The organism is Streptomyces odontomachi, assembly GCF_024435355.1.
Classification (GTDB): Bacteria; Actinomycetota; Actinomycetes; order Streptomycetales; family Streptomycetaceae; genus Streptomyces; species Streptomyces odontomachi.
Genome location: NZ_JAMJWG010000021.1, coordinates 127,786 through 144,871, shown reverse-complemented (window position 1 = coordinate 144,871; position 17,086 = coordinate 127,786). Strand labels below are relative to the sequence as shown.

At 73.9% G+C, this 17,086-nt stretch carries 16 protein-coding genes and 1 pseudogene; 14 read left to right on the top strand and 3 right to left on the bottom strand.

Features of this window, described 5'->3' with window-relative positions:
* The first annotated feature begins 139 nt into the window (after window positions 1-139).
* The 5 genes from NQO67_RS33720 to NQO67_RS33700 all read left to right on the top strand — a co-directional run bounded on the left by NQO67_RS33720 (window position 140) and on the right by NQO67_RS33700 (window position 5,390).
* Window positions 140-1,657 (top strand): NAD(P)H-hydrate dehydratase, encoded by a 1,518-nt coding sequence (locus tag NQO67_RS33720; protein ID WP_255954185.1) that lies wholly within the window; start codon window positions 140-142, stop codon window positions 1,655-1,657.
* An 89-nt stretch (window positions 1,658-1,746) separates the two neighbouring features.
* Complete coding sequence (alr, locus tag NQO67_RS33715; RefSeq protein WP_255954183.1) at window positions 1,747-2,901, top strand: alanine racemase; 1,155 nt, start codon at window positions 1,747-1,749, stop codon at window positions 2,899-2,901.
* Between the two features lie 157 nt (window positions 2,902-3,058).
* Window positions 3,059-4,402, top strand: coding sequence for an alpha/beta fold hydrolase (locus tag NQO67_RS33710; RefSeq protein ID WP_255954182.1), 1,344 nt, complete (start codon window positions 3,059-3,061; stop codon window positions 4,400-4,402).
* A gap of 127 nt (window positions 4,403-4,529) precedes the next feature.
* Complete coding sequence (gene tsaE / locus NQO67_RS33705; protein ID WP_308295722.1) at window positions 4,530-5,018, top strand: tRNA (adenosine(37)-N6)-threonylcarbamoyltransferase complex ATPase subunit type 1 TsaE; 489 nt, start codon at window positions 4,530-4,532, stop codon at window positions 5,016-5,018.
* A 141-nt stretch (window positions 5,019-5,159) separates the two neighbouring features.
* Window positions 5,160-5,390 carry a hypothetical protein gene (locus NQO67_RS33700; RefSeq protein ID WP_255954181.1) on the top strand — a complete coding sequence of 77 codons (231 nt, stop codon included), beginning with the start codon at window positions 5,160-5,162 and terminating at the stop codon, window positions 5,388-5,390.
* Between the two features lie 138 nt (window positions 5,391-5,528).
* Here NQO67_RS33700 and NQO67_RS33695 read toward each other — a convergent pair whose 3' ends face one another.
* Window positions 5,529-6,083 carry a hypothetical protein gene (locus NQO67_RS33695; protein ID WP_255954180.1) on the bottom strand — a complete coding sequence of 185 codons (555 nt, stop codon included), beginning with the start codon at window positions 6,081-6,083 and terminating at the stop codon, window positions 5,529-5,531.
* A gap of 215 nt (window positions 6,084-6,298) precedes the next feature.
* Between NQO67_RS33695 and tsaB the strand changes: the two genes are divergently transcribed.
* The 7 genes and pseudogenes from tsaB to NQO67_RS33660 all read left to right on the top strand — a co-directional run bounded on the left by tsaB (window position 6,299) and on the right by NQO67_RS33660 (window position 11,994).
* Entirely contained in the window at window positions 6,299-7,063 is a 765-nt protein-coding gene (gene tsaB, locus NQO67_RS33690; RefSeq protein WP_255954179.1) for a tRNA (adenosine(37)-N6)-threonylcarbamoyltransferase complex dimerization subunit type 1 TsaB, read from the top strand.
* Between the two features lie 98 nt (window positions 7,064-7,161).
* Window positions 7,162-7,704, top strand: a pseudogene (rimI, locus tag NQO67_RS33685) (ribosomal protein S18-alanine N-acetyltransferase); the annotation flags it as partial.
* Between the two features lie 112 nt (window positions 7,705-7,816).
* Complete coding sequence (gene tsaD / locus NQO67_RS33680; RefSeq protein WP_255954178.1) at window positions 7,817-8,989, top strand: tRNA (adenosine(37)-N6)-threonylcarbamoyltransferase complex transferase subunit TsaD; 1,173 nt, start codon at window positions 7,817-7,819, stop codon at window positions 8,987-8,989.
* Between the two features lie 32 nt (window positions 8,990-9,021).
* A complete protein-coding gene (locus NQO67_RS33675; RefSeq protein ID WP_255954232.1) occupies window positions 9,022-9,288 on the top strand; it encodes a hypothetical protein in 267 nt (88 codons plus the stop codon).
* Between the two features lie 232 nt (window positions 9,289-9,520).
* Window positions 9,521-9,928 (top strand): effector-associated constant component EACC1, encoded by a 408-nt coding sequence (locus NQO67_RS33670; RefSeq protein ID WP_255954177.1) that lies wholly within the window; start codon window positions 9,521-9,523, stop codon window positions 9,926-9,928.
* A complete protein-coding gene (locus NQO67_RS33665) occupies window positions 9,925-11,667 on the top strand; it encodes a caspase, EACC1-associated type (RefSeq protein WP_255954176.1) in 1,743 nt (580 codons plus the stop codon). Before NQO67_RS33670 ends, NQO67_RS33665 begins: the two co-directional genes overlap by 4 nt.
* Window positions 11,668-11,772: 105 nt before the next feature.
* On the top strand, window positions 11,773-11,994 hold the full coding sequence (locus tag NQO67_RS33660) for a hypothetical protein (RefSeq protein WP_255954174.1): 222 nt from the start codon (window positions 11,773-11,775) through the stop codon (window positions 11,992-11,994).
* Between the two features lie 10 nt (window positions 11,995-12,004).
* Here the strand turns inward: NQO67_RS33660 and NQO67_RS33655 are convergent, their stop codons facing one another.
* Window positions 12,005-13,252, bottom strand: a complete 1,248-nt coding sequence (locus NQO67_RS33655) for a class I SAM-dependent methyltransferase (protein WP_255954231.1) — start codon at window positions 13,250-13,252, stop codon at window positions 12,005-12,007.
* Window positions 13,253-13,644: 392 nt separating this feature from the next.
* Here NQO67_RS33655 and groES point away from each other — a divergent pair, with 392 nt between their 5' ends.
* Together groES and groL are read left to right on the top strand one after the other, a co-directional pair.
* Window positions 13,645-13,953: a co-chaperone GroES gene (gene groES / locus NQO67_RS33650; protein ID WP_255954173.1), complete on the top strand. Its 309-nt coding sequence runs from the start codon at window positions 13,645-13,647 to the stop codon at window positions 13,951-13,953.
* Between the two features lie 192 nt (window positions 13,954-14,145).
* Window positions 14,146-15,768 (top strand): chaperonin GroEL, encoded by a 1,623-nt coding sequence (gene groL / locus NQO67_RS33645; protein WP_255954172.1) that lies wholly within the window; start codon window positions 14,146-14,148, stop codon window positions 15,766-15,768.
* Window positions 15,769-16,274: 506 nt separating this feature from the next.
* Here the strand turns inward: groL and NQO67_RS33640 are convergent.
* A complete protein-coding gene (locus NQO67_RS33640) occupies window positions 16,275-17,048 on the bottom strand; it encodes an SDR family NAD(P)-dependent oxidoreductase (protein ID WP_255954170.1) in 774 nt (257 codons plus the stop codon).
* Between the last annotated feature and the right edge of the window lie 38 nt (window positions 17,049-17,086).

The window sequence follows — 17,086 nt, the reverse complement described above, 5'->3', positions numbered from 1 at the left end:
CCGTCCGACCTCGGGGGTGATCGCCGGCGACCACCTCGGGGCCCCGACGGTGACGGCACCCCCTGACAGGGTGGCCCGTGCCGCGGCTTGCGGTGCGCCGGCCGTGCGCGGGCCCGCGCCGGTGCGGGAAACTCGTCCCATGCGTACTGCGTACCGCGTCGAAACGGTAAGGGCGGCCGAGCGCGAGTTGATGGCGCGGCTGCCGGAGGGTGTCTTGATGCAGCGGGCCGCCGCCGGGCTTGCCGCCGTCTGCGCCGGGCTGCTCGGCCGCGTCTACGGCTCACGGGTCGTGCTGCTGGTGGGCAGTGGTGACAACGGGGGAGACGCCCTGTACGCCGGGGTCCGGCTCGCGCGGCGCGGTGCCGGGGTCACGGCGCTGCTGCTCAACCCCGAGCGCACGCACGCCGCAGGCCTCGCCGCGCTCCGTGCGGCGGGCGGCACGGCGCGGCACGTGGACGGCGGTGCGGGGCGGTCCGGCGCGGGGGAGTCCGGTGCGGGTGCCGAGAGTGTCGAGGCGCTGATCCGGCGGGCCGATCTCGTGGTCGACGGCATCGTGGGCATCGGCGGGAGCGGTGGCCTGCGGTCCGCTGCCCGACCGCTCGCCGAGCTCGCGCACGCGTCGGACGCGATCGTCGTCGCCGTCGACCTGCCCAGCGGGGTCGCGGCGGACACCGGCGAGGTGCCCGGGGAGGCGGTGCAGGCGGATGTCACCGTCACCTTCGGGGCGCACAAACCGGGGCTGCTGATCGATCCGGGCCACGCCTGCGCGGGCACCACTCGGCTGATCGACATCGGGCTCGGGCCGCTGCTGCCCGACCGACCGGACCTCGAAGCGCTCCAGCACGCGGACGTCGCGGCGCTGCTGCCGCGGCCGGCGGCGGAGAGCGACAAGTACCGGCGCGGTGTGGTCGGCGTCGTCGCGGGCTCCGCGCGGTACCCCGGCGCGGCGGTGCTGGCCGTCGCGGGCGCCCTGCACGGGGGCGCGGGAGCGGTGCGGTACGCGGGGCCGGCGGGGGACGCGGTGATCGCACGGTTCCCCGAGACGCTGGTCTCGGCGGGGCCACCGGCGAAGGCGGGACGCGTCCAGGCGTGGGTGGTCGGCCCCGGCGTCGGCGAGGACGCCGAAGTGGTGGACGAGGTGCTCGCCTCCGACGTGCCCGTCCTCGTCGACGCGGACGCCCTGCGGCTCGCCCAACGCGGCGCGGTACGGGCCCGTACGGCACCGACGCTGCTCACCCCGCATGCGGGGGAGGCGGCCGCCCTGCTGAAGGTCGACCGTCAGGAGGTCGAGTCCGCCCGGCTCGACTCGGCGCGCCGGCTGGCCGAGCAGTACGGCGCCACGGTGCTGCTCAAGGGCTCGACCACACTCGTCGCCGACCCGGTGGGCGGCCCGGTCCGGGTGAACCCCACCGGCACCTCCTGGCTCGCCACGGCAGGCAGCGGCGACGTGCTCTCCGGCCTCGCCGGCTCCCTCCTCGCCGCGGGCCTCGACGCCCGTGACGCCGGGGCGGTGGCGGCCTATCTGCACGGTCTCGCGGGGCGCGCGGCCGCGGGTCACGGCGGCCCGGTGGGGGCGCCCGTGGGGGCGCCCGTGGGGGCGGCGGAGGTCGCCGCGATGCTGGCGGGGGTGTGGCGGGACGTGGCGTCCGGGGAGTGATCAGGGGCCTACCTGACCGGGGCACCGGCCGACCGCCACTCGGCGCCCGTGAAACGCCGCGTTCGGGCCGCTCTGAGAGACTGAGAGCGATGAACGAGAGTGCTGTGGTGCGTGCGCGTGCCGAGATCGATCTGGCGGCCCTGCGGGGAAACGTACGGGCCCTGCGTGCCCTCGCACCCGGTGCCGCCCTGATGGCCGTGGTCAAGGCCGACGGCTACGGCCACGGCATGGTGCCCGTGGCGCGCGCCGCACTCGACGCCGGCGCGACTTGGCTGGGCACGGCCACCCCGGAGGAGGCCCTGGCGCTGCGTGCCGCCGGGTTCGGGCCGGACCGGGCGCGGATCATGTGCTGGCTGTGGGCGCCCGGCGGGCCCTGGCGGGACGGCATCGAGGCCGACCTCGACATGTCGGTGAGCGGGGTACGGGCGCTGCGCGAGGTCATGGCCGCCGCACGTCAGGCAGGACGGCCCGCCCGGTTGCAGCTCAAGGCCGACACCGGGCTCGGCCGCGGCGGCTGCCAGCCCGCCGACTGGCCGGAGCTGGTCGCCGAGGCGATGCGCGCCGAGTCCGAGGGGCTGATCCGCGTCACCGGCCTGTGGTCGCACCTCGCCTGCGCCGACGAGCCCGACCACCCCTCCATCCAGCCCCAGCTGGGCCGGTTCCGCGACATGGTGCGCTACGCCGAGGAGCGCGGCGCACGCCCCGAGGTGCGGCACATCGCCAACTCGCCCGGCACCCTCACCCTCCCCGAGTCGCACTTCAACCTGGTGCGCCCCGGGATAGCGATGTACGGGATCTCCCCGAGCCCCGCGATCGGCACCCCGGCCGACTTCGGGCTGCGCCCGGTGATGACGCTCAAGGCCTCGCTGGTGCTGGTCAAGCACGTCCCGGGCGGCCACGGCGTGAGCTACGGCCACCACTACGTCACCCCGGGCGACACCACGCTCGGCCTGGTCCCGCTCGGTTACGGCGACGGCATCCCGCGGCATGCGTCGGGTACCGGTCCCGTGCTGGTCGGCGGCAAGTGGCGGACGGTCGCCGGACGGGTGGCGATGGACCAGTTCGTCGTCGACCTCGGTGGCGACGAGCCCCCGGAGGGCACGCAGGCGGTGCTGTTCGGGCCGGGCGAGCACGGGGAGCCGACCGCCGAGGACTGGGCGCAGGCGGCGGGCACCATCGCCTACGAGATCGTCACCCGGATCGGGGCGCGGGTGCCACGGGTCCTTCTGAACGAGCGCCCCTGAACCCCGGCGCCGGACGGCGGCCCCGCGTCGGAGCCTGACGGCGTGCCGTCCGGCCGGCGAGTCCGGCGGGTCGAGCCGGGATGAGAGACGATCTCAGCGGGCACACCCTGGTGGGCGGGCGCGACCCGGACGAGTCCCCCGTGGAGAGGAGCGGTACGTGGGCGAGAGCAGCGCGGAGGCCGTCGCGGGGGCGGTCGCGGGACCTTGGCGCAGCAGGGCGGGGGTCGCCGGTGTCGCCATCGGGGTGATCGCGGCGGGCGCGGCCGCCGGAGTGGCGATGGAGCGTCTCACGGTCGGCCGCGGCATCCGGCGCAGAGCCCGGCTCGCGCTGGACTCCACGGGCCCGTACGGCACCCTGCGCGGCACGCCGGGGCGGGCGCAGGCCGATGACGGCACCACGCTGTACTACGAGATCGACGAGGTCGAGCCGGACGGCGGCCCGGCGCCGCGGCGCCGTCGCCTCTTCGGGCGCCGTGACCCCGCCCCGGTCACCGTCGTCTTCAGCCACGGCTACTGCCTCAACCAGGACGCCTGGCACTTCCAGCGCGCGGCGCTGCGCGGCGTGGTCCGCACCGTGCACTGGGACCAGCGCAGCCACGGCCGCTCGTCGCGTGGTGTGACCCAGCGCGAGCGGCACGTGCCGGTCGCTTTCGACCAGTTGGGCCGGGATCTGAAGGCGGTGATCGACGCGGCCGCACCCGAGGGCCCGCTGGTGCTCGTCGGCCACTCGATGGGCGGCATGACGGTGATGGCGCTGGCCGACCAGTACCCCGAGCTGGTCCGGGACCGCGTCGCGGCCGTCGCGTTCGTCGGCACCTCGGCGGGCCGGCTCGACGAGGTCAGCTTCGGGCTGCCGGTGCTGGGCGTGAACGCGGTGCGGCGGGTGCTGCCCGGCGTCCTGAAGGCGCTGGGGCAACGAGCCGAGCTGGTAGAACGCGGACGCCGGGCCACCTCGGACCTGTTCGCCGGGATCATCAAGCGATACTCGTTCGCGTCCAAGGACGTCGATCCGACCGTGGCCAGGTTCGCCGAGCGGATGATCGAGAACACCCCGATCGACGTGGTCGCCGAGTTCTACCCGGGCTTCTCGCAGCACGACAGGCTGGCCGCGCTCGACCACTTCGCGCGGCTGCCGGTGCTGGTCCTGGCGGGCGACAAGGACCTGGTCACACCGAGCGAGCACAGCGAGGTGATCGCCGACCGGCTGCCCGGCGTCGAGCTGGTGCTGGTGCCCGACGCCGGGCACCTGGTGATGCTGGAGCGCCCCGAGGTGGTCACCGACCGGCTGGCCGATCTGCTGGCCCGGGTCGGAGTCGTGCCCCCAGCGGCTACCGTGGGCGACTATGGACCGACCAGCCGCCCCAGAGGTACCAGCCGCCCCGGCGCCGGAAGCGACGCCGACACCGGACGCACCGGACGCCCCCCGCGCCGCGGACGCAACCCGGGCGCCTCGAACGCGGAGGGCACGGGAAGCGGCGGGGGCGCCTGGAGTGCCGGCTGACCCGGCGGCCCGGCGGGACACCGGGCCGGACCGGCAGGGCGACGACGGCGACACGGCCGACCGCGCCGACCGCGCCGAGCGCGCCGGCGGTGCCCACGACGCCGGGCCTGGCAGCGCGCCGGTCACCGTGCAGGCGACCGTCTCCTCCGCCGAACAGATGCGGGAGCTGGGCCGCCGGATGGCCGGGTTGCTGCGCGCCGGCGACCTGGTGCTGCTCACCGGCCAGCTGGGCGCGGGCAAGACGACGCTGACCCGCGGCCTCGGCGCCGGCCTCGGTGTACGCGGTGCCGTCACCTCGCCGACCTTCGTCATCGCCCGCGTGCACCCCTCGCTCGGTGACGGTCCGCCCCTCGTGCACGTGGACGCCTACCGGCTCGGCGGCGGGCTCGACGAGATGGAGGACCTGGACCTCGACGTCTCGCTGCCCGACTCCGTGATCGTCGTCGAATGGGGCGAGGGCAAGGTCGAGGAGCTGTCGGACGAGCGCCTGCACGTGGTGATCGCGCGCAGCACGGGGGACGCGGCCGACGAGGCGGACGAGACCCGTGAGGTGACGTTGGTCGGGGTCGGCGAGCGCTGGCGTGACGTTCCGCTCCAGGAGTTGCTGCACGGCTGATCCGGGCGGCTCCGACGTGCACCGACACCTGCCGAAGGGTGTTGCGCGTGGTGGGCGGCGCGTGGTCCCATGGACCGGGGTCGCGATTGGTTAGGTCTACCTAAGTTGTCGTGTGTTGCCCCCGGAGCTCAGGAGGCGCCCATGCCTGGTTCGGAACGCGAGGACCGGTCGTCACACCGTCCGGTCGCGATGCGGGACCTGCTGGCGTCGTGCGCCGCGGCGCGCGCGGTGTCCACGCCGCCGTGGCATCCGCACCCGCCCCTGGCACGGGGCGCGGGCACCGGTACGGGAATTCCGGCCACCGGTACCGCCGACGTCCTCGCTCATGAGGACCGCACCGACGAGGGCGGGCGCCGGGACGCGGCCGCCTGATCCGAGCCGCCCGCCGCCGAACGCGCCAGCCAGCACCCGCCGGGCGAGCCCCGACGCGGTCCGCTCGCCCCCGGGCCGCGCGTCGACATCGGAGGTGCGCCCTCCCCGTACGAAGGAATGTGCGGTACGCGGGTGCGGCTAGGGAACCACGACGATCGGCTCGCCCACGTCCGCGAACTTGTACAGGGCCGCACCGTCCGCGCGTGACTCGCGGATGCCGCCGGTCTTGCTGCCCGGGTCGGGCTTCGGCGTGGAGCCGTCGACCGCCGCGCTGAAACCGACCGTCACCCCGTCGACGCTGGCGAAGCGCACGACGTGCTCGATCGGCCGCCCGTCGGACCCGACGGTGGCGAGCGAGCGTGACGTGACCCTGAAGGTGCCGGGCGCGGGGTCGACCGTGCTCGGCGTGACGGCGAACGTGCGCTGCACCCGGCCGTCGGCGCCGACCAGCCAGACGCGGTCGGCGCCGAGCCCGTACACCACCCGCTGACCGGTGCCCGAGTGGGCGGGCAGGGCGTTCGGGTCGGGCTTGTGGTGGGGTGCGTGGGAGGCGGTGCCGCTCGGTGCCTTGTCGCCGCCCGGTGTGCCCAGGTCGTCCGGGACGCTGGCCGAGGCCTGGTAGGCGAGGAAGCCGACCGCCGCGACGGCCGCAGCGGTCAGCCCGGTCACCCATCCCGAGCTGCTCCTTGACACCTGTGCCCACCTCTCGCCCGGCTCCCGTGGAGCCCTGGCCGTCCGCCGCGCACCGCGACCGTCCGGTTCCCCCGCTTACGGCTCGGGCCCGTGCCCGTGCCCATGCCCGTCACACGCGCGCTCGCACGCGCACGCGTCCGGTGGTGACGGTAGCAGCAGGGGCCGGACGGTCCGGGGCGGCCGTGCGGTGGGCCCGGGCGCCGTAGGCTGTTGGTGTGTTGTTGCTCGCCCTGGATACCGCCACCCCCGCCGTCACGGTCGCCCTGCACGACGGCTCCTCCGTCCTCGCCGCATCGGCCCAGGTGGACGCCCGCCGGCATGGGGAGCTGCTGCTGCCCACGGTCGACGCGGTGCTCGCCGAGGCGGGCGTGAAGCTCGCCGAGGTCACCGACATCGCCGTCGGCGTCGGCCCCGGCCCGTACACCGGACTGCGCGTCGGCCTGATGACCGCCGACACCTTCGGCTTCACGCTGGGCGTCCCGGTGCACGGCGTGTGCACGCTGGACGGCATCGCTTACGCCCACGGCACCGCCGCCGCGTCGGAAGGCCCGCCGGGCCCCTTCGTGGTGGCCACCGACGCGCGCCGCAAGGAGGTGTACTGGGCGCGCTACGAGGCCCCGTACACCCGGGTCACCGACCCCGCCGTGGACCGCCCCGCGGACATCGCGGAGCAGGTCGCCGGGGTGCCGGCGGTCGGCGCCGGCGCTTTCCTGTACCCCGACGTCTTTCCGGACGCACGTGAGCCGCAGCACGTTCAGGCGGCGGCCGTCGCGTCGTTCGCGGTCGAACGGATCGCGGCCGGCGAGGGCCTGCCGCCGGGCGGCGGACGCGCGGCCGGCACGGCGGACGCCGCCGATGACGCGGGCGCACCGGGTGCCGGGCGCGGCGTGCCGCACGGCCTGCTGCCGCCCCGGCCGCTGTATCTGCGCAGGCCGGACGCCCAGGTGCCGAAGAACTACAAGGTGGTCACCCCACGGTGATGCGTTCGGCACCGTCCACCCCACCGCTGCCGCGGTCGCCGCAGCCGGCACGGTCCGCCCCGGGCGGGCCGGCCGACGCGGGCATTCGGCTGCGTGAGATGCGCTGGTGGGACATCGACCCCGTACTGGCGCTCGAGCGGGACCTGTTCCCGGACGACGCCTGGTCACGCGGCATGTTCTGGTCCGAGCTCGCGCACGCCCGCGGCCCCGGCGCCAGCCGGCGCTACGTGGTCGCCGAGGCGGCCGGCCGGCTGCTCGGCTACGCGGGCCTCGCCGCCTCCGGCGACCTGGCCGACGTCCAGACCATCGCCGTCGTGCGCGAGCAGTGGGGGACGGGCCTCGGCGCCCGGCTGCTGACCGATCTGCTGCGGCACGCGACGGCGGCCGAGTGCACCGAGGTGATGCTCGAAGTCCGCGTCGACAACACCCGCGCGCAGCGGCTGTACGAGCGCTTCGGATTCGAGCCCGTGGGGATCCGGCGCGGTTACTACCAGCCCGGCAGCGTGGACGCGCTGGTCATGCGGCTCCTCGTCCACCCGACGAGCGACGAGGACCCGCCGGCGCCCCTCGACGGGAACGCCGCGGCGGCCACGGCGGAACCAGCACGCCCCGCAGCATCGGAGAACCCGGCAGCGGGCACGGGCGCGACGGACGCCACCCGCACGGCCGACACCGCGAACACCGCGAACACCGCAGACATCCCGGGCACCGCAGACGCAGCAGCCCGACAAGAACGGCAAGGACCCGAGACCCATGGCTGATTCCCGCGACGAGCCGCTCGTCCTCGGCATCGAGACCTCCTGCGACGAGACCGGCGTCGGCGTCGTCCGCGGTACGACGCTGCTCGCGGACGCCATCGCCTCCAGCGTCGACGAGCACGCCCGGTTCGGCGGCGTGGTGCCGGAGGTCGCCTCCCGGGCCCACCTGGAGGCGATGGTGCCGACCATCGAGCGGGCCCTGAAGGAGGCCGGCGTCGTCGCGTCCGACCTCGACGGCATCGCGGTCACCGCCGGGCCCGGACTCGCGGGAGCCCTGCTGGTGGGCGTCTCGGCCGCGAAGGCGTACGCCTACGCGCTCGGCAAGCCGCTCTACGGCGTCAACCACCTCGCCTCGCACATCTGCGTCGACCAGCTGGAGCACGGGGCGCTGCCCGAGCCGACGATGGCGCTGCTGGTCTCCGGCGGCCACTCGTCGTTGCTGCTGTCCACCGACATCACCTCCGACGTGCGCCCCCTCGGGGCGACCATCGACGACGCGGCGGGCGAGGCGTTCGACAAGATCGCGCGGGTGCTGAACCTGGGCTTCCCCGGCGGCCCCGTCATCGACCGGTACGCGCGCGAAGGCGACCGTGAGGCGATCGCGTTCCCGCGCGGCCTGACCGGCCCGCGTGACGCCCCGTACGACTTCTCCTTCTCCGGTCTGAAGACCGCCGTGGCCCGCTGGATCGAGGCCAGGCGGGCGGCGGGTGAGGAGGTGCCGGTGCGGGACGTGGCGGCCTCGTTCCAGGAGGCCGTCGCCGACGTGCTCACCCGCAAGGCGGTGCGGGCCTGCCGCGACGAGGGCGTGGACCACCTGATGATCGGCGGCGGTGTCGCCGCCAACTCCCGGCTCCGTGCCCTGGCCCAGGAGCGCTGCGAGGCCGCCGGCATCCGGCTGCGCGTACCGCGCCCGAAGCTCTGCACGGACAACGGCGCGATGGTCGCCGCGCTCGGCGCGGAGATGGTCGCCCGTGACCGTGCCGCCTCCGACTGGGAGCTGCCCGCTGACTCGTCCCTGCCGGTAACGGACCCGCATGTGCCCGGCCGGCACCCGCACGTCCCGGGGCAGGGCGGGGACGGGGCCTCCGCCACCGCATCCGCTCACGCGCACGGCCACGCGTCCCACGACCACGTGCACGAGACCGCCAAGGACAACCTCTACTCATGACGGTCACCGGTACTCATGACGGTCACCGGACCATGACGGTCGCCCTGATGTGGGAGGCGCGGGCGGTGCCAGGGCGCGGCCCCGACCTGCTCGCCTGGGCCCGCGCCCAGCCCCTCGCCCCGGCGCCGTCGCGCCGCGAGACCTTCACGGCACCCGAGGACCGCGTCCTCGTCATCACCTGGTGGCCGGCCACCACCCTCGCCGACCCGCACACCGCCAACCTGCCCGAACTCCCTGAACCGGGCCCGGACCTCGTCCGGCGGGCGGTGCACCGGTGGCGGTTCGAGTCGGCGGACTGAGGGCGCGCCGAGGAACTCCGGCAGGACGGCGTCGCTCCGGCGCCGACGCCCGCTTGATCGCCGCCTTCACCCCCACCCCCCTGACCCCGCCGTCCCGGCCCCCGCTGAAACCTCTGCGGGTGCCGGGACGGGTGACACACCGGGACGCGGCTGCTGCGAACGGCCGCATAAGGTCCCAACTCGCCCTCTAAACTGACCACTTCGGATCGCCGGAGCATGCGAGGAGCGAACGATGCGGGTCACGTTGGGGCTGGGGGGCACCTCAGCGGACGGGCAGAGCGCCCAGCGCGCCGGGGAGACGACATCGCTGTACCGCTGGCTGCTGTCGGACCCGGATCTGCGGGGACGCGCCCGGATCGAGGCGGGCCCGGCGGACCTGCCGCAAGGGCACATGGGCGACGCGCTGGATGCGGTCAACGTGGTACTGGCCAACAGCATCGCACTGGGAAGCCTGGTCACCTCGGTGCTGTCGTGGCGTGGTTCCCGTCCGCGGCCGTCACACATCCGGCTCGAACGCGACGGCCGGGTGATCGTCCTGGACGATTGCTCCCCGGAGACGATCGATCGGATCCTCCGCACCTGGGACGACGACGGCCGATCGGCGGCTCCCCCGGCGGACGGGCAGGATGCCCGGCCGTGACGGTCCTGTCGGATCCCGCACGTTCGCAAGCCGTGCTGATCGGCGTCCACAGCTACGCCCACCTGGACGACCTGCCCGCGGTGGCCGGGAACCTCGAAGGACTGCGCCAGGTCCTGACCGATCCGGCGGTGTGGGGGCTTCCCGGCCGCGCCTGCACGGTGATCGCCCAGCCGGACAAGACAGGCCAGGTACTGGACCTCGTTCAGGAAAAGGCCGCGGCGGCCGACGACACCCTCCTCATCTACTACGCCGGGCACGGACAGACGGACCCGTACAGCGACGAGCTCTACCTGGGGATGCCGTCCTCCCGCAGGGAGCGCACGCATCACTCGCTGCGGTACGAGGACCTGCGTCGCATCGTCCTGGAAGCACCGTCACCGCGGACCGTCGTCATCCTTGACTGCTGCTACAGCGGGCGCGCACTCGTCGGGGGGATGTCGGCGGGCGAGCGGATCGCCGACTCCGCCACGGTCCGGGGCTCGTACCTCCTGACCGCCACCAGTGAGACCCGCGTCGCCCTCGCCCCGCCGGGGGAGCCCCACACGGCGTTCACCGGGGAACTCATCAGAACGCTGTCGGAAGGAATCCCCGGCGGCCCGGAGCTGATCGAGATGAGCACGCTCTTCGGCCGGCTGCGGGTCAGCCTGGAGGGCCGGTCGCTGCCCGTCCCCCAGCAGCGGAATCGCGACACGGCCGGGCACATCGCCATCGCCCGGAACCGGTGGGGCACCACCACTCGCGAGGGCGCGCCCGGCGCATCGGACCGGGGGAGCGCGACCCGCGGCGGCGGTCCGTCCGGGCCTTCTCCCGACTGGGGAAGCGCCTACGGAGCCGGCAGGCCGCGGCCCGGAGCGGGGGTGCGGGCGATGCCGTCCCTCGGATGGCCGGAGCCGGTCTGGACGGTGGCCTTCTCGCCGGACGGCCGCGTCCTCGCCAATGCCTCCGTGGCCGTCTCGCTGGTGGACGCGACCACCAGGAAGCTCGTCGTACCACCGCTCGTGGGACACACCGACATCGTGTGGGGGTTGGAGTTCTCCCCGGACGGGAGAAGGCTCGCCACGGCCAGTCACGACAGGACCGTGGGCCTGTGGAACACCGGCACCGGAAAGCTCGCCTTCCCGTTCCTCACCGGGCACCGGAACCTGGTCTGGGACGTTGCGTTCACGCCCGACGGCCGCCGCCTCGCCACCGCCGGCCATGACGGGACGGTGTGGCTGTGGGACACCCATACGGGCCAGCCCGCCCGTGCGCCGCTGCGCGGGCACGACGGTCCTGTCTACAGCGTGGCGTTCTCCCCCGACGGCCGGCATCTGGCCTCTTCCGGCCAGGACGGGATGGTCACGCTGTGGTCTGCGGAGACCTGGACCCCGGTCGCCCGCCTCACCGGGCACACCGACAGGGTCAACGAGTCGGCCTTCTCCCCCGACGGCACCTTCGTCGTCAGCGGCAGTGCCGACGGCACCGCCCGCCTGTGGAACGGGACGTCGGGCCACTCCGTCCCGCTCGGCGGACATCTGGACACCGTTGAGGGAGTCGCCTTCTCCCCGGACAGCCGCTACGTGGTCACCACGAGCCACGACGGGACGGTCAGGGTCTGGGACTCCCGCACCGGGGTACCGGTCGGCGCCCCCCTGACCGGCCACACCGACGCGGTCTTCCGCGCCGCCTTCTCCCCGGACGGCAGCCTCCTGGCCACCGCCGGCCGTGACGGCACCACGCGGCTGTGGGACTTCTCCTGACGGTGGCCCGAGCGGCCCGCACCTCGGGGCGCGTTCGGTTGCCGTGAGTGCACCGAGGAGGACCAGGCCCAGCCTGCCGAGCGGCTGGCGGTCGAGTTGTGCGGGGTGGAGCTGAGCCAGGACCGGCTGTCGGAGGTGAACAAGCTCCAGCGGGCGCTGGAGCTGCCGCCTCGTCGACCGGACGTGACGAAGGCCGTCGTGCACACGGAGCCCGAGGGCGGCCAGTACGACAAGATCACGGCAGGCCCGTACGGCACCTCGTTCGAGCTTCCCGACCCCGCGGGCTTCACCCTGCGGACCGACGGGGTGAAGGAGTTCGTCGACTGACGCGCGCCCCTCAGGGGGTCCGCCGGCCCGCCGGCCGGCCGATGAGCACGGTCGGTGCGCCGGTGACCCGGGTCAGGAAGACCGTCGCCGCATGAGGGCCCTGCGGCCGTACCTTGCGCCGGAGTTCCTCCGGCTCGACCGCGGAACCGCGCTTCTTCACCGTCAGCGTGCCGACCCCGCGCTCCCGGAGCAACGCCCTGAGCCGCTTCAGGTTGAACGGCAGCACGTCGGTGATCTCGTACGCGGTGGCGTACGGGGTGGGCAGCAGCTCGTCAGCGGTGACGTAGGCGATGGTCGCGTCGAGCAGCCCGCCGCCGACCTGCCGGGCCACCTCGGCGACCAGGTGGGCGCGGATCACGGCGCCGTCCGGCTCGTAGACGTAACGCCCGGGAGGTCGCACCTCGGGGTCGGGCGGGAGGTCGGACAGGGGCGCGCACAGGGACACGAGCGCCGCGTCGGAAGCCGGCTGCGCTCCGGTGGACTCGACGGGCTCGACGGTCCCATGGTGCGGAGGAGTTCCGATGCCCGCCGGCAGCAGGGTGGCGCGCCGCGCCGGTGGTGCGCCGGTGCCGAACCACAGCACCGCCTCCTTCACCTCACCACCCACCGACACCCACTCGGTCTCGACGTCCTCGGGAATCGCCTCGTACGGGATGCCGGGCGCGGTCTTCAGCGCCGCACACGAGGCGCGGCGGGCCGTCTCGACGGCCCAGGACAGCGGCGGCGAGTACGCCTCAGGGCGGAAGATCCGACCGGTGCCGGCGCGCCGGGCCGGGTCGGCGAAGACGGCGTCGTACGGCGCGGTGTCCACCTCGGTGACGTCCGCCTGGCGCACCTGGATGCGATCGGCCAGGCCCAGCGCCTCGGCGTTGGCGCGGGCCACCGCGCAGGTCAGCGGGGAGCGGTCGACGGCGAGCACGGTGAGCCCGGCGCGCGCCAGCGCGATCGCGTCGCCGCCGATGCCGCAGCCGAGGTCGGCGATGGACCGTGCGCCCAACCGTGCGAAACGCGCTGCCCGGTGCGCCGCCACCCCGGCGCGCGTCGCCTGCTCGACGCCGTCCGCGGTGAAGAACATGCGCCCGGCGTCCGCGGCACCGAACTTCACCACCGCCCGCTGCCGCAGCCGCGCCTGGGTGAGCGCGGCGGAGACCAGGTCCGCCGGGTGGGTGCGGCGCAGCCGGGTGGCGAGGGCCAGTTCCTCGCCGGCCCGTACCTCGCGCACCGCGTCCAGCAGGGCGTGGCCCTCGGGGGTGTGCAGCGCGGTGAGGGCGTCGACGGCCGCCCTCGCCCGGTCGTCGGCGTCGTCCCGGCCGTGGGCGTGGTCGTGCGCGTGGTGACGGCCGCGGGCGTCGAGGGCGTCGTTCTGGTCGTTCACCCGCCCATTGTGGGCCAGCGGGTGGTGCGGCCGGCCGCCGGCCGGCAGTGCGCGGCCCCTGGCCGGGCGGTACGCGGGCCTGCGGGGCGCGACCCGCGGTGCGTTGGCACTCCGCTTGACCGAGTGCTAATCGCAGTCATAGTCTCAGCATTGGCACTCCCCCTTGGAGAGTGCCAAATGACGCGACGGGCAGGTCCGGCACCCGCGACGACGGATCCACCTGGTCGCCACCTCAGACAGTCAACCCCGTGATCTCCGAAGGGGGAGGTCGGATCGTGACGACCGCCAGCACCAAGGTTGCCATCAAGCCGCTCGAGGACCGTGTTGTGGTCCAGCCGCTCGACGCCGAGCAGACCACGGCCTCGGGCCTGGTCATTCCGGACACCGCGAAGGAGAAGCCCCAGGAGGGCGTCGTCCTGGCCGTCGGCCCGGGCCGTTTCGAGAACGGCGAGCGCCTGCCGCTCGACGTCAAGGACGGCGATGTCGTGCTCTACAGCAAGTACGGCGGCACCGAAGTGAAGTACAACGGCGAGGACTACCTCGTTCTCTCGGCGCGCGACATCCTCGCGATCATCGAGAAGTAGTTCGACACCCGGGGCGACGGGCCCGGGTTCCCGCGTGAACCCATCCCCTCACCCGCATTTCGCTTGTGACTGCGCCCCTGGCCCCCCGCGACTGAAAGAAGCCGGGCGCCCGGGGCGCAGTCGGTTTCCCGCGATGGCGGCTGCTCCTGGCGGCGGCCGAGGTATCGCAACCGAGAGGACTGAAACGCTCCCATGGCGAAGATTCTGAAGTTTGACGAGGACGCCCGTCGTGCCCTCGAACGCGGCGTCAACAAGCTGGCCGACACGGTCAAGGTGACGATCGGCCCCAAGGGTCGCAACGTCGTCATCGACAAGAAGTTCGGCGCCCCCACCATCACCAACGACGGCGTCACCATCGCCCGTGAGGTGGAGGTCGACGACCCGTACGAGAACCTGGGCGCCCAGCTGGTCAAGGAGGTGGCGACCAAGACCAACGACATCGCGGGTGACGGCACCACCACCGCCACCGTGCTCGCGCAGGCCCTCGTCAAGGAAGGCCTGCGCAACGTGGCCGCGGGTGCCTCCCCGGCCGCGCTGAAGAAGGGCATCGACGCCGCCGTCAAGGCCGTCTCCGACGACCTGCTCGCCACGGCGCGCCCCATCGACGAGAAGTCCGACATCGCCGCGGTCGCCGCGCTGTCCGCGCAGGACCAGCAGGTCGGCGAGCTGATCGCCGAGGCGATGGACAAGGTCGGCAAGGACGGCGTCATCACCGTCGAGGAGTCCAACACCTTCGGCCTGGAGCTGGACTTCACCGAGGGCATGGCCTTCGACAAGGGCTACCTCTCGCACTACTTCGTGACCGACCAGGAGCGCATGGAGGCCGTCCTCGACGACCCCTACATCCTGATCCACCAGGGCAAGATCTCCTCCATCCAGGACATGCTGCCGCTGCTGGAGAAGGTCATCCAGGCCAGCAAGCCGCTGCTGATCATCGCCGAGGACGTCGAGGGCGAGGCCCTGTCCACCCTGGTCGTCAACAAGATCCGCGGCACCTTCAACGCCGTCGCGGTGAAGGCCCCCGGCTTCGGCGACCGCCGCAAGGCGATGCTCGGCGACATGGCCACCCTCACCGGCGGCACCGTCATCGCCGAAGAGGTCGGCCTCAAGCTCGACCAGGTCGGCCTGGACGTGCTCGGCACCGCCCGCCGCGTCACGGTCACCAAGGACGACACCACCATCGTCGACGGCGGCGGCAAGAGCGCCGACGTCGAGGGCCGGATCGCCCAGATCAAGGCCGAGATCGAGGCCACGGACTCCGACTGGGACCGCGAGAAGCTCCAGGAGCGCCTCGCGAAGCTGGCCGGCGGCGTGTGCGTGATCAAGGTCGGCGCCGCCACCGAGGTGGAGCTGAAGGAGAAGAAGCACCGTCTGGAGGACGCCATCTCCGCGACCCGCGCCGCGGTCGAGGAGGGCATCGTCTCCGGTGGTGGCTCCGCCCTGGTCCACGCGGCCAAGGTGCTGGAAGGCAGCCTCGGCAAGGAGGGCGACGAGGCCACCGGTGTCGCCGTCGTCCGCCGCGCCGCCGTGGAGCCGCTCCGCTGGATCGCCGAGAACGCCGGCCTGGAGGGCTACGTCATCGCCTCCAAGGTCGCCGACCTCGGCAAGGGCGAGGGCTACAACGCCGCGACCGGTGAGTACGGCGACCTGATCAAGCAGGGCGTCATCGACCCCGTCAAGGTCACCCGCTCCGCGCTGGAGAACGCCGCGTCCATCGCTTCGCTGCTGCTCACGACCGAGACCCTGGTCGTCGAGAAGCCCAGCGAGGAGGACGAGTCGGCGGCCGGCGGCCACGGTCACGGCCACGCCCACTGACCCGCACCCGCACGCAACTCGCCGAAGGCCCGGCGCCCACTCGGGCGCCGGGCCTTCCGGTCGTCCCGGACCCTCTCGGGGCGGCGCGCCAAAGGGGCGCGGGTCTGTGTCGATGTGCGGCTCCGCCGCGTGCGCGCGCCTGAGCCTGAAGGGGCGCGGGTCTGTGTCGATGTGCGGCTCCGCCGCGTGGGCGCGCTTGAGCCTGAAGGGGCGCGGGTCTGTGTCGATGTGCGGCTCCGCCGCGTGGGCGCGCTTGAGCCTGAAGGGGCGCGGGTCTGTGTCGATGTGCGGCTCCGCCGCGTGCGCGCGCCTGAGCCTGAAGGGGCGCGGGGAACTGCGCGATCAGCCACGACGAGCCTGCGGGTCGTCACCGGCCTGAAGGGGCCGTTTCCGTCGTGAGCGGGCCACCGGCCGGTGGCGGGTTGCTCGCGCGGCCCCGCGCCCCTACCTACCGGCTGGCCGGGGTGGCCCGGACGCGGGGGATCCCCCGTACCCCTCACGGAGGCCTACCGCGGCCCGTACTTCCGTCCCGTCCGCGACGAGATCGCGCCGACCAGGGTGCGCGGGGTCAGCTTCGCCAGGCCCAGCAGGGCCTTGTAGCGCACGTCGGGGATCGACACCGTCCGGCCGCGGGAGAGGTCGGCGAGCGCGGCGGTGACCAGCCGGTCGGCGTCCAGCCACATCCAGCGGGGGATGTTGTCCGTGGTCATGCCGGCCCGCTCGTGGAACTCCGTGCGGACGAAGCCGGGGCACAGCGCCATCAGCCTGACGCCCGAGCCCGCCAGGTCCTTCGCCGCGCCTTCGGTGAACTGCACGACCCACGCCTTCGAGGCCCCGTACGTGCCGCGCGGCACGAAGGCGCCCGCCGAGGCGACATTGACGACGGTGCCGCGGTGCCGCTCGCGCATCGGTGCGACGACCGCCGACGTCAGGCGCAGCACCGCCTCGCAGTGCACCTTGAGCATCCGCAGCTCGTCGGCCATCGGCACGTCGAGGTAGCGGCCCTTGTTGCCGAACCCGGCGTTGTTCACCAGCACGTCGACCGGGCTCGCGGGCTGTGCCAGCCGGTCGGCCACCGCTTCGATGCCGTCGTCGGTCGCGAGGTCCGCGGTCAGCACCTGGGCCTCGATGGCATGCGTGTCGTGCAACTCGGTGGCCTGCTCGTGCAGCCGCTCCGTGTCGCGTGCGACGAGGACCAGATTGTGGCCGTCCGCAGCCAGGCGGCGCGCGAACGCCGCACCGATGCCCGAGGTGGATCCGGTGATCAGAGCCGTGGTCATGGGCCAAGCGTAGTGACCGGGTAGCCACGCGTGGCCGC

Bases quoted from the DNA above. Each gene is read 5' to 3' on its own strand.
- NQO67_RS33720 (WP_255954185.1), top strand. From the start codon at position 140: ATGCGTACTGCGTACCGCGTCGAAACGGTAAGGGCGGCCGAGCGCGAG.
- alr (WP_255954183.1), top strand. From the start codon at position 1,747: ATGAACGAGAGTGCTGTGGTGCGTGCGCGTGCCGAGATCGATCTGGCG.
- NQO67_RS33700 (WP_255954181.1), top strand. From the start codon at position 5,160: ATGCCTGGTTCGGAACGCGAGGACCGGTCGTCACACCGTCCGGTCGCG.
- tsaD (WP_255954178.1), top strand. From the start codon at position 7,817: ATGGCTGATTCCCGCGACGAGCCGCTCGTCCTCGGCATCGAGACCTCC.
- NQO67_RS33675 (WP_255954232.1), top strand. From the start codon at position 9,022: ATGACGGTCGCCCTGATGTGGGAGGCGCGGGCGGTGCCAGGGCGCGGC.
- NQO67_RS33670 (WP_255954177.1), top strand. From the start codon at position 9,521: ATGCGGGTCACGTTGGGGCTGGGGGGCACCTCAGCGGACGGGCAGAGC.
- groL (WP_255954172.1), top strand. From the start codon at position 14,146: ATGGCGAAGATTCTGAAGTTTGACGAGGACGCCCGTCGTGCCCTCGAA.
- NQO67_RS33640 (WP_255954170.1), bottom strand. From the start codon at position 17,048: ATGACCACGGCTCTGATCACCGGATCCACCTCGGGCATCGGTGCGGCG.